9 protein-coding genes are annotated in these 12,818 nt (G+C 50.4%); 6 read left to right on the top strand and 3 right to left on the bottom strand.

Going from position 1 to position 12,818, the window contains the following annotated elements:
* Positions 1-184: 184 nt before the first annotated feature.
* Together ACFX4U_RS23925 and ACFX4U_RS23920 are read right to left on the bottom strand one after the other, a co-directional pair.
* On the bottom strand, positions 185-412 hold the full coding sequence (locus ACFX4U_RS23925; RefSeq protein WP_096924194.1) for a hypothetical protein: 228 nt from the start codon (positions 410-412) through the stop codon (positions 185-187).
* Positions 413-712: 300 nt separating this feature from the next.
* On the bottom strand, positions 713-931 hold the full coding sequence (locus tag ACFX4U_RS23920; RefSeq protein WP_016239707.1) for a cold shock domain-containing protein: 219 nt from the start codon (positions 929-931) through the stop codon (positions 713-715).
* Positions 932-1,197: 266 nt separating this feature from the next.
* Between ACFX4U_RS23920 and cspF the strand changes: the two genes are divergently transcribed.
* From cspF to ACFX4U_RS23905, 3 genes are all read left to right on the top strand, one after another.
* Entirely contained in the window at positions 1,198-1,410 is a 213-nt protein-coding gene (gene cspF / locus ACFX4U_RS23915) for a cold shock-like protein CspF (RefSeq protein WP_313508117.1), read from the top strand.
* A 75-nt stretch (positions 1,411-1,485) separates the two neighbouring features.
* Entirely contained in the window at positions 1,486-1,656 is a 171-nt protein-coding gene (locus tag ACFX4U_RS23910; RefSeq protein ID WP_305955329.1) for a YnfU family zinc-binding protein, read from the top strand.
* Positions 1,657-1,811: 155 nt separating this feature from the next.
* Positions 1,812-10,394 carry a GH36-type glycosyl hydrolase domain-containing protein gene (locus ACFX4U_RS23905; protein WP_313508116.1) on the top strand — a complete coding sequence of 2,861 codons (8,583 nt, stop codon included), beginning with the start codon at positions 1,812-1,814 and terminating at the stop codon, positions 10,392-10,394.
* A gap of 19 nt (positions 10,395-10,413) precedes the next feature.
* Here ACFX4U_RS23905 and ACFX4U_RS23900 read toward each other — a convergent pair whose 3' ends face one another.
* Positions 10,414-10,647 (bottom strand): hypothetical protein, encoded by a 234-nt coding sequence (locus ACFX4U_RS23900; protein ID WP_004132711.1) that lies wholly within the window; start codon positions 10,645-10,647, stop codon positions 10,414-10,416.
* 93 nt (positions 10,648-10,740) lie between these two features.
* Between ACFX4U_RS23900 and ACFX4U_RS23895 the strand changes: the two genes are divergently transcribed.
* The 3 genes from ACFX4U_RS23895 (at position 10,741) to lpxP (ending at position 12,439) form a co-directional block, all read left to right on the top strand.
* A complete protein-coding gene (locus ACFX4U_RS23895) occupies positions 10,741-10,977 on the top strand; it encodes a YnfU family zinc-binding protein (RefSeq protein ID WP_380219135.1) in 237 nt (78 codons plus the stop codon).
* Between the two features lie 79 nt (positions 10,978-11,056).
* Entirely contained in the window at positions 11,057-11,329 is a 273-nt protein-coding gene (locus ACFX4U_RS23890) for a hypothetical protein (protein WP_280713838.1), read from the top strand.
* A 201-nt stretch (positions 11,330-11,530) separates the two neighbouring features.
* Complete coding sequence (lpxP, locus tag ACFX4U_RS23885) at positions 11,531-12,439, top strand: kdo(2)-lipid IV(A) palmitoleoyltransferase (protein ID WP_313508115.1); 909 nt, start codon at positions 11,531-11,533, stop codon at positions 12,437-12,439.
* Positions 12,440-12,818: the final 379 nt, after the last annotated feature.

Here is a 12,818-nt window from a genome sequence, read left to right as displayed (position 1 = left end):
GGGGTTTTAATAACTGGCTTAAAGCTGAAAGCTTTACGGAACCACCAGCCTAGCTGGTGGTTTTCTATAGACAAAAAAAGCCTGCTGTTAGCAGGCCATAAATTTTTTAACTCATTTTTTGTTCGATTCTGATAAATAGGGTAAGCATGCAATTAAACGTGGAGCAGAGAGCATGACAAAAATGCTATAAATATTTCCTGACCGCATCAAGTATCTCCTGTGACGTTAACTCCCTGTCAGTAGCCACGTAAACAATACCATGATCGCCAGTTAAGGAAGGAAAACCTGCAGACATAATCCGAAGATGTGTTTCTTCACCGTTTGGATATTCCTGCCTGATAGAAGATATACCTTCCAGAACGGTCATGACTTTACAGGATTCAGCATTAAAGAAAACAAGGACTTTAATCATATTCTATTACCCTGTTCTCTCGTGGGTGTTAACTGGCTGATGCCATTAAGGTCAAAGCCATTACGTGGTGCTTTCGGAGATAGCCTCGCTCATTATGCACTTCTTATTTAACAAGCAGTTAGTTTGTGCTTTTAAAATTTTTATGCAGTAGTCCTGCACTCCATTACATCGGTCAGCGCACTCATAATTGTGAAAAATATGCTGATCAGATATTAAAAATAAACGACTTTTCACTGATTTAAGTTATGAATCTGTCTACTCAGGGATAATCCTTCATCGTTATCGCAGATCCACATTGATTTATTTATCGCAAAGTATTACGTTTGCAGCAGCAGGACCTTTGTCTCCGATCTGAATGGCGAATTCAACTTTCTGTCCTTCAAATAAAGTTTTAAAGTTGTCGCCATTAAGCGCAGAAAAATGGACAACGATATCTTTGCTGCCATCAAGAGGAGAGATGAAGCCAAAACCTTTATCTTCGTTAAACCATTTTACCAGGCCTGTAATTCTAGAGGTCATACTGACTCCAGTTATGCATCATTGTATTGATAGTAAACGTATGGACTCAAAAAGAGGGGATATCAACGATAGCGCCTGGTAATGAGAACTGCCCGGAAAATTTCTAACTTTCATTAGTACATCGAACTGATGGGATTCATTAAGGCACAGGGAATCGATATAAGCAAATTATCTTTTAGCCGTCCAGAGGTCCTGTAGGGAAAATAAAAGTGGCTGAATGCCATTTCCAATGTATAGTCTTTACGTGTTTTCAATAAGGAATTGACTTGTCCCATAAAATGACAGGAATTGTCAAAAGCTTTGACATTCTTAGTGGTAAAGGCCTCATCATCCCATCTGATGGACGAAAAGACGTTCTGCTTCACATTTCAGCCGTTAACTCCCGCGAATCAGAATTACTCATCCCTGGAAGGCGCATAGAATTTTTCCGGATAAACGGTCTCCGGGGGCCTGTGGCTGCTAACATTTATCTTTCCTGATTTTCAGTGTGTCAAAATAGATAGATTAAAACTTAACCACATGTGGTACGGTGAAGCTCATTCATTGAAAGGTTAATGGTTATGTCTGTTATCAATTACGCAATGAAATTCTTCAGCAGTGCGTCTACTGCCACTGCTGCCTGTCCTGTTTGTGGCTTAAAATCAGTACAACCGTTGTCAAAAATCCGGCTCAACCAGACCATGCTTTGCCCCGGATGTAAGGCTCTGTTTATCTCCCGACGCTAGCTCGACCAAAACCGCAGAACAGAGCTCATATCCTATACTTATGTTAGATTCCGGCAGCTGTTAAATCCCTGATGCCTGACGCCCATCCTGAGAGAACGTTTCTGAACTGATTTCGCAACTGCTCCTGCGCGCTAACGTCGCATCAGAGCAATGCTATGAAAATGATCCCCAGAGCGTGGTTTAACCGCTCCCGTATTCTGATGAATGCTGCCGAAAACATAACGTTTTCGGCGAACGATCCTGCCGGTGAAAGCTCGCCGCGGTCAGAACTCTTTTCGACCGTCCAGATGGAACGCTACGGCCAGAAGCTGGCGCGGACTCATAAAGTATCACCGGATAGGCATCCTTATTATCTTCTGAAACGGCTTGGCGACAATGAGGCCGTCATTACCCAAAACTGCTATGAGCTTAACGCGGGTAAAAAGACCAGTATCATGCCCGCCGGTGAATGGCTGCTGGACAATTATTATCTGATTGAGGAACAAATCCGCACTGTCCGCCAGCATCTGCCGAAAAGCTTTGGCAAAGGTCTTCCGTCGCTGGTATCGCCGTTAAATTGCCCACGAATTTATCATATTGCATCAGAGGCCATTGCTCACGGCGATGGCCGCTGGGATACCGCCAGCCTGACCAGCTATCTCACTGCCTATCAACAGGTGACGCCGCTGACGCTGGGTGAAGTCTGGGCGTTACCGGGAATGCTGCGCCTTGCGCTGATTGAAAATCTTCGTCGTATCAGTATGGAAGTGATAAAAGCGCAGCAGGACAGAAACCTTGCTGATACGTGGATAACAAGGATTGTCGAATGCGCAGAGAGTGCGCCTGGTGATTTAATCATGGTGGTTGCCGATATGGCGCGCTCCCGACCTCCGTTAACCAGTGCGTTTGTCGCAGAGCTGGTGCGGCGCCTGCAGGGGCATGGCAACGCGCTGTCGTTACCTCTGACCTGGGTTGATCAGTGCCTTCGGGAACAGGGGATCACCACTGACGTTCTCATACATAGTTTCAATCAGCAGCTTGCCGCCAGCCAGCTGTCCGTCAGTAACAGCATCGCGGGCCTGCGTTTATTGAGTGAAACGGACTGGGCTGATTTCGCCGAAACGATAAGCGTTGTCGAACAGGCATTACGCAATGATCCTGCCGGCATCTATCCCCGGATGCACTTCAATACCCGGGATCATTACCGGCACGTAGTTGAGGTTCTGGCCAGAGACAGCGGTCTCAGCGAGCCTGAGGTTGCTGAGAAGGCGCTGGCGTTTTCAGAGGAAAAAGCGCCTGATACACCGGAACATCATGTTGGTTATTATCTTGCGGGCGAAGGTCGACAGGCGCTGGATATTCATCTCCTGGCAGACGCCTCAAGGCTCATACGCTTGCGGCACAGTTTCAACAGAATAACCCTGCTGTCATGGCTTGGAAGCCTGGCGTTGCTGACAACCGCAGCGACCGCAGCAATATTGCACGAAACCGCCATGCAGGGCGCAGACTGGCTATTGATCGCGGTGATATTACCTCTGATTATCGCATTAACTCAGTTAATGAGCGATTTGCTCAGTGATGCAACCACCCGTTTTCGCGTTCCTCGACCCTTGCCGGGGATGGATTTTTCAGCTGGTATTCCCGCTGACAGTGCCACCATGTTAGTCATTCCCTGTATGTTGACCAGCCACGAAAGTTTCAGCCAGCTCCTCACCAGTCTTGAAGTCTGCTGGTTGGGGAATGAAAACGAAAATCTCAGGTTCGCGCTGCTCACTGATTTTGCTGATTCTGAAAATGAACCCTCGCCGGAAAGTCACGCGCTGCTCAGACAGGCTATCGCCGATACGCAGGCGCTTAATCGCCGCTACCCCTCCGGCCGACCACGTTTTTATCTGTTACATCGCCAGCCTGAATGGAACCCCTCGGAAGAAGCGTGGATGGGCTATGAACGCAAGCGGGGAAAACTGGCGTTACTGAACAGCTGGTTGCGCCATCCCGGAACGCAATTTGTCAGCGTTGCAGAGATGCCTGCCCACCTTTTACCGGGTCACATAAAATACGTCATTACCCTGGACAGCGATACGGTGCTCCCGCGCGATACGGCACACAAACTCGTCGCGACGATGGCGCATCCGCTGAATACGCCTGAGTATGATCCGGTACGCCAGAGGGTTGTCAAAGGATTCGGTATTTTACAGCCCGGTCTTGCGGAGGAGATACCACGCAACGGTCAGGGGCGTTACGCAGCCCTGCGCAGCAGCGTACCGGGCAATAACCCTTATTCGATGATGTCTTCGGATATTTATCAGGATCTCTTTGGGGAAGGCTCGTTTGTGGGCAAAGGGATTTACGATGTTGATATTTTTATGCAGGCCACTACCAACATCTGCCCGGAAAATCTGGTACTCAGCCACGATCTGCTTGAAGGATGCTATGCACATTCGGGTCTGCTGAGCGAGGTGTTACTGTACGAACAGTACCCTAATAATTATCTGTCGGATGTTGCACGACGTTCACGCTGGATCCGGGGTGACTGGCAACTGCTTAACTGGCTAAAACCACGCGTCAGAAAAGCCGATGGAACCCAGGTCAGGAATCCGCTGACCGCGCTTTCTTACTGGAAATTACTCGATAATCTACGTCGCAGTATGGTCGCCCCCTCCTTACTGGTATTGCTGTTCTTCACTCTGCTTTGGGTACCCAATCCGGTTTACTGGCTGGGCATACTGTTGCTGATATGGCTGTTGCCAGCCATCCTCTGCATTAGCCACGACCTTCTGCATAAACCTCTGCGTCGCCGCGTGAAGCCGCATCTGTTACTGGTTGGGGCGGGCGCGCTAAAGCGTCTGTCAGGTATCAGCCTTAATTTTGCGATACTGCCGCACGAAGCCGGATATTCGCTGAAAGCGATCGCCGTGACGCTATGGCGACTGGGGATAAGCAGGCGTCACCTCAGCCAGTGGGTCAGCCACAGCCAGGACAGCAGTCAGGCCAGACCCACTGTTGCACGTTTTTATCAGGCGATGTGGCTGAACGTTGCCGGTGGCGTGGCGTTGACAATACTGACCGGACAATTTGCCCCACAGCTGCTGGGGATTGCGTTACCGATCGGTTTGGTATGGTGTGTGGCACCGCTGCTGATGAGCTGGCTGAGTCGCCAGCCCGTGCGTAAGGTTTTTTCGCCTAATCAGGAACAAAAACAGCTGTTACGCCAGACAAGCCGTGAAATCTGGGCTTTTTTTGAAACATTTGCCACAGCAAAAGAGAACTGGCTTCCGCCTGATAATTATCAGGAAATACCACAACCGACGGTGGCACACCGAACTTCTCCTACCAATATTGGTCTTTCACTTATGGCTAACCTGACGGCATGGGACTTTGGCTACCTGCCTGGCGGAGAGGTGCTCCGGCGCGTGTCGCTCACGCTCGACACGATGGATAAAATGGAGCACTACCGGGGCCATCTCTACAACTGGTATGACACCCGTACGCTGGTCCCCCTAAGTCCACGCTATATCTCCAGCGTCGACAGCGGCAATATGGCCGGGCATTTATTGACCCTGCGTGCAGGCCTGTCTGCCATGCGTCATCAGCCTGTTTTAAGCAACCAACAGATACTGGCAGGACTGAACGATACGCTGGATATTCTGGAAAAACAGTGGGGTAAGAACCCACCTGACAGCCTGAGACTACTGCGCAAGCATTGCCTGAACGCGGTGTCGCTCTCTCCGCAGGCGCTTTTCAGCGAACTGAAAAGCATGCGCACCCAGTGCAACCATCTGACCAGCGCATGTCATCAGGGATCTCCTCTTCAGATGCGCTGGGCTGGACATCTGGAGCATCAACTGGTTCAGCTTTGCCATGAGTGGTCTCTGTTGCTTGGCTGGTTGCCTGCATCCTGGAATGAACAGAAGCTGCCGACGCTGAGCGAGCTTGCCCGTCCGACATTAACCGGTACAGGAACGCCTCCGGCGTCAGTGGCGGAGCAGGCCCGAATGCGACTCAATATTATCACCGAGCTGGAACAGCGGCTGGATGAGCATGCCCGGATGGATTTCGCCTTTCTGTACAGTGAAGCAACCAGTCTGCTCAGCGTCGGTTATAACTGTGACACCAATATGCCTGACAAGAGCCACTACGATCTCCTGCCGTCTGAAATCCGCCTGACCAGTTTTCTTGCCATTGCGACTAATCAGCTGCCTCTTAAAAGCTGGTACGCGCTGGGTCGATTGTTTACCACGATTGATAATGAAACTGCCCTGATGTCATGGAGCGGATCCATGTTTGAATATCTGATGCCGAATCTGGTGATGCCCACCTGGCCCGGCAGCCTGCTCGATGAAATGAGTCAGTCGGCGGTTATGCGCCAGATTCACTGGGGGAAAGAACGCGGGGTACCATGGGGTGTTTCAGAGTCTGGCTATCATGCTTTTGATGTTCAGCATAATTATCAGTATCAGGCATTTGGCGTACCGGGGCTCGGTCTGCGCAGGGGACTTGCCGATGACATGGTTGTCGCTCCTTACGCCACGCTGCTGGCGCTGATGGTTTCCCCACAGAGAGCCTGTGAGAACCTGTTCAGGCTGCAAAAAAATGGTGCACGCGGAGAATACGGTTTTTATGAAGCGCTGGACTATACTCCCTCACGTCTTGCAACCGGTCAGCTCTATGCGGTGGTACAGTCCTGGATGGCGCATCACCAGGGTATGGCATTTCAGGCGCTGGCTCATGTGCTGCTTGACGCCCCCATGACTGAACGCTTTATGTCCAGCACGGTATTCCGGTCAGCGAGTCTGCTGTTACAGGAACGCGTGCCGGATGCGGTCGATCTGTACAGTCCGCGCCGTCATTTTGAATCTCATGAGGGCAGGGTCAAACCCGTTCGCTATGAACCCCGTATTTTCTATAGCGTGGATACCCCCGCCCCGGATATTCAACTGCTGTCCAACGGCCATTATCATCTGATGTTGACCGCGGGCGGCGGCGGTTACAGTCGCTGGAATGATATTGCACTAACGCGCTGGCGCAGTGATACCACCCGTGATAACTGGGGAGCATTCTGCTACATCCGCGATACCCAGACGGGAGATGTGTGGAGCAATACCTGGCAACCAACAGGCTACACCAGCGGACAGGACGAGGAAGTGTTGTTCACCGATGCGGGGGCAGAATTCAGACGCAGCTTAGGGGGACTCAGCGTCAAAACTCAGGTGGTAATCTCTCCGGAGGATGATGTTGAATTGCGACGGCTCACACTGATTCATCGTGGTCGTAAGCCTCGCTCTCTGGAGCTGACAACCTATGCTGAAGTGGTACTGGCACCTGATGCCAGCGATCTGGCACACCCGGCATTCAGCAATTTGTTTATTCAGACTGAGCTGGCTCCTGAGCGTGACGCTATTCTTTGCCACCGGCGCCCGCGCTCACCGGATGAACCGGGCCCTTGCCTGTTTCACATGATGGTGGTGCACGGCGATAACCGACATAACGTGTCGTTTGAAACGGACAGGGCAAGGTTTATTGGACGTGGCAGAAACCCTGCGAATGCACAGGCAATAGAGACGGGAGGGATGCTAGGCAACACGTCGGGCTCGGTGCTGGATCCGATACTGGCAATTCGCAACGCCATCATTCTGCAGCCAGGGCAGCCGGTTACGATTGATATCATTTATGGCATCAGCGAGACCCGTCAGCAGAGCCTGGCGTTGCTGGAGAAATATCGCGATTACCCTATCGCCGATCGCGTCTTTGAACTGGCCTGGTCTCACAGTCTGGTGGTATTGCGCCAGATGAACGCCAGTGAAGATGATGCCACGTTGTTCAATAGTCTCGCCAGCGCTGTGCTTTACCCTGTCCAGGAGCTGCGCGCCGAAGGCCAGGCGATCGGCCGCAACCGGCGTGGCCAGTCCGGACTGTGGGGCTGGGCAATTTCAGGGGATCTGCCGATAGTGCTGCTGAGTATAACCAGCGAGGAAAGTATCACCTCAGTGACCACACTGATTCAGGCACACCGTTACTGGAGACAGAAAGGGCTGGATGTTGATTTGGTTATCCTGAATAACAGCCCCGGCGGCTACCAGCAGGGATTACAAAATCAGATTATGGAGTTAATTTATGCCGGGTCTGAAGCCAGTCTGCTGGATAAAAAGGGCGGGCTTTTTGTCCGGAACGGTGAGCATCTCTCCGCTGAGGATAAGTTGCTTTTGATGAGCGTGGCCTGTCTTTATCTTGATGACCGCGCAGGGGGTATTAATGAGCAGCTTAACCAGCGTATTCATACCCTGAAATCGCCGGCAAGGGCATTCATTCCGCGTGCTGTGCGCGAGCGTAATCAACATACGGACTGGAGCCCTGATACCAGTCAGTTATGCCATTTCAATGGGTACGGTGGATTTTCTCAGGATGGGCGGGAGTATCAGATCGTCCTTCGGGAAAATGCGTTTACACCGGCTCCCTGGTCGAACATACTGGCAAATTCTCGTTTTGGCAGTGTGATCTCAGAGGCAGGGCAGGCCTATACCTGGTATGAGAATGCCCATGAATACCGGTTGACGCCGTGGGAGAACGATCCGGTGAGCGATCGCAGCGGCGAGGCATTTTACCTGCGCGATGAAGAGAGCGGGGAGTGCTGGTCGCCAACGGCTTTACCTGTTCGCGGACACGGTGATTACCTGACCCGCCATGGTTTTGGCTACAGCGTTTTTGCCCATCGTGAGAGTGGTATAGACAGCGAGTTGACGGTCCTGGTTGCCGAAGCGGATCCGGTTAAACTGGTGCTCCTGACGCTCAGTAACTCTTCGGGACGGACACGTCAGCTTTCCGTCACAGGCTATGTAGAGTGGACGCTCGGAGAAACACGAACGCGCTCAGCCCCTCACATTGTGACACATGTGGCCAGAACGCCCGGCGGCTGTGGGGTGCTTGCGAATAACTTTTATGGTGATAATGGTGGCGGCCGAACTGCATTTTTTGCCGTCAGCGGTAATGACTGTTCGCTGACAGGAGACCGCCGTGAGTTTATTGGCCGTAATGGTTCCCTTCACGCCCCGTCGGCCATGAAACTGCAAAAGCTTTCTGGTAAGACGGGGGCCGGTCTGGATCCCTGCGGAGCCGTGCAATCGGCGGTTACATTAATTGACGGGGACCAGAGGACGTTTATTTTTATCCTCGGCGCAGAGGAGAATGATGTTTGTGCTCAGGAGACGCTGGCCCGCTACATGAACGAGGATACGGTCCGCCAGGAGCTGAACCGGATTCATAATCACTGGCACAATGTTCTCGATAAAATCGTAGTTAACACCCCCGACACCTCCGTAAATTTACTGGTTAATGGCTGGCTGTTGTATCAGACGGTCGCCTGCCGTCTTATGGCCCGGAGTGGCTACTATCAGTCTGGCGGTGCATTTGGTTTTCGCGATCAGCTGCAGGATACGCTGGCTCTGAGCCACCCTGCTCCGGACCGGATGCGTGAACAGATAATACTCTGTGCATCACGGCAGTTTATCGAGGGGGATGTGCAGCACTGGTGGCACCCGCCACACGGCAACGGTGTGCGTACCCGCTGTTCCGATGACTATCTTTGGCTGCCGCTTGCTGTTTGCCACTATGTTGAAACGACGGGGGATATGGATGCACTGGAAATACGCATTCCTTATCTGGAGGGACGCTCGCTTCAGCCTGGTGAAGAGTCTGTCTATGACACGCCGGTCATCAGCGGCACCGAAGAGACACTCTGGTTACACTGCGTCAAAGCTATTCACTATGGACTTCGCTTCGGGGAGCATGGCCTGCCGCTGATGGGGGCTGGTGACTGGAATGACGGGATGAACCGGGTGGGTATCGAAGGCAAAGGTGAAAGCGTCTGGCTGGGCTTCTTCCTGTACGACATTTTGCAGCGGTTTGCAGCGCTGGCGGAGCGCAGGCTGGATGAAAGCGTCGCCGCGATGTGCCGTTCACAGGCTCTGCGCCTGCAAAGTAATCTCGAAGCCCACGCCTGGGATGGGGAATGGTACCGGCGCGGGTATTTTGACGATGGTACTCCCCTGGGATCGAAAACCTCACAGGACTGCCGGATTGATGCGATTGCGCAGAGCTGGTCTGTATTGTCCGGCGCCGCTAGCCCGGGACGGTGCGCAAAGGCCATGCAGGCGCTGGATAAGCACCTTGTGGATAACGAAGGAGGGCTGATCAAACTGTTAACGCCTCCTTTCGACGGTCACGGTCAAAATCCGGGCTACATACAGGGGTACCTGCCCGGTGTGCGGGAAAATGGAGGGCAGTATACGCATGGCGCCATCTGGGCAGTGATGGCCTTTGCCCGAATGGGGAATGCCGAACGAGCTTGGCAACTCTGGTCAATGCTCAACCCTATAAATCATACCCTGAATGCGGACTCTGTCGGGATTTATAAAGCTGAGCCTTATGTCATGAGTGCTGATGTCTACAGCGTCGCTCCCCATACCGGACGTGCAGGGTGGAGCTGGTATACCGGTTCCGCAGGCTGGGCCTGGCGTTTACTTACCGAGGAATTACTGGGGATAAAACGTTCCGGCACTGACTTTAGTGTTCATGCCAGGTTACCGGATGAGTGGTCGTCTTTTTCTATGGCATATCAGTATGGTGAAAGCCATTATCAGATTAGTGTTTCACGCGGCGATGCAGAATATTGCGTGACGCTGGATGGTGTTCTCCTCCCTGATGACAGAATACCGCTGAAGGATGATGGACAAAACCATACGGTTGAGATCATTCAGAACTGACACTGATCCCGGAGGTGCATTAACGTCTGCCGTTAATGCGCTGATTATCCCTGAGAACATCAATCGCAGTCTGCATGGCGATTTTGTCATCCCGCCTTTTTTGTTTGTCCTGCATGACCTGAAGGTATTCCAGCAAGGTGCGGGTATTAATCGGTCGGCCCTGTTTACCCACAGCCAGCACGGCTTCGCCAAGAATAATTTTCACAGGCGGTAGTTGTGCCGGATACCAGTCAAGGGTGTCTTCTGATTTCATCATAAATTTCTCACGGAAGGGTAGTGTACCATAAATCAGACGTTCAATTTTCAATATCTGATATGCTGATTCAGACACAACTTAACATAACTTATGCCAGTTATTTTTATATTAAAGCGTATAATAATTAATGTATTCCTCAGAGAATTATTTATGTCTTATACAAATGGGCTCAGGTATTTTAAAGAAAGACCGGTTCATGTTGCCTGCCCGGTATGCGCACACAGAGCCGATCAGAAAGCAGGTAAACTAAGAAAAGATGCGGTTCTTGAGTGCCCTGCCTGCGGACTGTTGTTCAGACCTTCAGAATGCTGGTGTATCGGCGGCTGATCAGCTTCTGCCACTTAACGTCAGTGATGTCGGGAAATGACAACATTTCTCCTGTACTGCAGTTGTCGAGGGTATGATAATGAAATCTAAAAAATCTGTTTTTATTGAAGGACATATCCTGTCAAACAGCTGTCACGGGCAGGCCGGTCAACCTTTCTGTATTCACCGGGTCAGGTTTAGTAATGGTAAATATGCGATTATTCGGATGGCATCCGGGATATGTTTCAAACCAGGCGAAATTATTCAACGAAACGATTGTGAGTGGTTTTATAAACTTACCAAAATTCGGCTTTTTTCTTTTGAGTACCTTGATGATGATGAATCAAGAAGACAATTTCTTGAGTATCAATGATAAAATCATGGATTTATAACAGAATAACTTGCTGGCTTACAATTCATTCCTGACTCTTTAAATTCTTTACCAGTCATTGCAAAATTATTTTTTCTGAATTTAGATGAATTAAAATTGTCTAAAACAAAATGTATCGCTAAAGACGAATTGCCTCATTGTTTTCCTTTTGCGTTATAATCTTCATTAGCATTAAGGAAATTTATGGCACAGACTTTTACTCATAATTTACTTCATCCTCGCCACTGGCTTACCTGGTCTGGTTTGGGTCTGCTGTGGCTTCTCGTTCAACTTCCTTACCCGGTTTTACATACTCTGGGCTCTGGCCTTGGAAAAATATCCAGACCCTTTCTGAAACGCCGGGAAGGAATTGCGATTAGAAATATCGAACTGTGCTTTCCCGAGATGACACCGTTTGCCCGGAGCCAGATGGTCAATAAAAACTTTGTTTCTCTCGGGCTGGGACTGATGGAAACAGGAATGGCCTGGTTCTGGAGCGATGCGAGAGTCAAAAAATGGTTTGATGTCGAAGGGCTTGAAAACCTGACCGGTGCGACAAGAGGAGTAATGGTTGTCGGGATTCATTTTATGTCCCTTGAGTTGTGTGGAAGAGTAATGGGGTTATGCCATCCTATGATGGCAACGTATCGCCCACACAATGATCCATTAATGGAATGGGTACAGACAAAAGGGCGTATGCGTTCAAATAAGGCTATGATTAATCGACGTAATTTATCAGGTATTGTTCATGCGCTAAAAGCAGGTGAAGCCGTTTGGTTTGCACCAGACCAGGATTATGGGTCTAAGGGAAGCGTTTTTGCACCTTTTTTCTCGGTAAAAAAAGCAGCCACGACGAACGGAACGTATGCTCTGTCAAAACTCGCTGGTGCACACTTGATCACACTTAGCATGGTTCGACGTAGCGATAAAAAAGGTTATCACATGTATATCAGCAATCCGTTGGCAGGTTATCCAGGGGAAGATAAGGTCGCCGCAGCGGCTTATATGAACAAGATCATCGAGCGTGAAATTCTCCGTGCTCCTGAGCAATACCTGTGGATGCATCGCAGGTTCAAAACGCGTCCTGAAGGCGAAGTCTCTTTATACAAATGAACAACTCTACTTGTCATGAGCCAGAATCTATCTTTCTTGCCACTGCGTATTTGTAAAAATGCGATAAGGAATTTTCGATCGGATTCATGTTAACGATGGCTTGACTGACAGCCAAGGTTAATCAATTGAACCGGTTCGGATTTGAAGGTCCGTTTTTCGCTCTCAGCGGACCTTCAGCTCAGTTAGATCGTCCGCTCTGTGCCAGGAACGGACATTAGCAATTATATGCGAGCTTAAAAGATGGCTACTGAACATGGCTATTCACACCGCATTAGGTTGGCCTTCCAAGAAGGCCAACTTTATTGTCTATAGAAAACCACCAGCTAGGCTGGTGGTTCCGTAAAGCTTTCAGCTTTAAGCCAGTTATTAAAACCCCTTT

The sequence above is a fragment of the Kosakonia sp. YIM B13588 genome, assembly GCF_042788165.1.
GTDB lineage: Bacteria > Pseudomonadota > Gammaproteobacteria > Enterobacterales > Enterobacteriaceae > Kosakonia > Kosakonia sacchari.
Note: the sequence above shows the minus strand (reverse complement) of the source record. Positions and strands in the feature narration are given on the sequence as shown.

Bases quoted from the DNA above. Each gene is read 5' to 3' on its own strand.
- ACFX4U_RS23925 (WP_096924194.1), bottom strand. From the start codon at position 412: ATGATTAAAGTCCTTGTTTTCTTTAATGCTGAATCCTGTAAAGTCATG.
- ACFX4U_RS23920 (WP_016239707.1), bottom strand. From the start codon at position 931: ATGACCTCTAGAATTACAGGCCTGGTAAAATGGTTTAACGAAGATAAA.
- ACFX4U_RS23910 (WP_305955329.1), top strand. From the start codon at position 1,486: ATGGTTATGTCTGTTATCAATTACGCAATGAAATTCTTCAGCAGTGCG.
- ACFX4U_RS23905 (WP_313508116.1), top strand. From the start codon at position 1,812: ATGAAAATGATCCCCAGAGCGTGGTTTAACCGCTCCCGTATTCTGATG.
- ACFX4U_RS23900 (WP_004132711.1), bottom strand. From the start codon at position 10,647: ATGAAATCAGAAGACACCCTTGACTGGTATCCGGCACAACTACCGCCT.
- ACFX4U_RS23895 (WP_380219135.1), top strand. From the start codon at position 10,741: ATGCCAGTTATTTTTATATTAAAGCGTATAATAATTAATGTATTCCTC.
- ACFX4U_RS23890 (WP_280713838.1), top strand. From the start codon at position 11,057: ATGAAATCTAAAAAATCTGTTTTTATTGAAGGACATATCCTGTCAAAC.
- lpxP (WP_313508115.1), top strand. From the start codon at position 11,531: ATGGCACAGACTTTTACTCATAATTTACTTCATCCTCGCCACTGGCTT.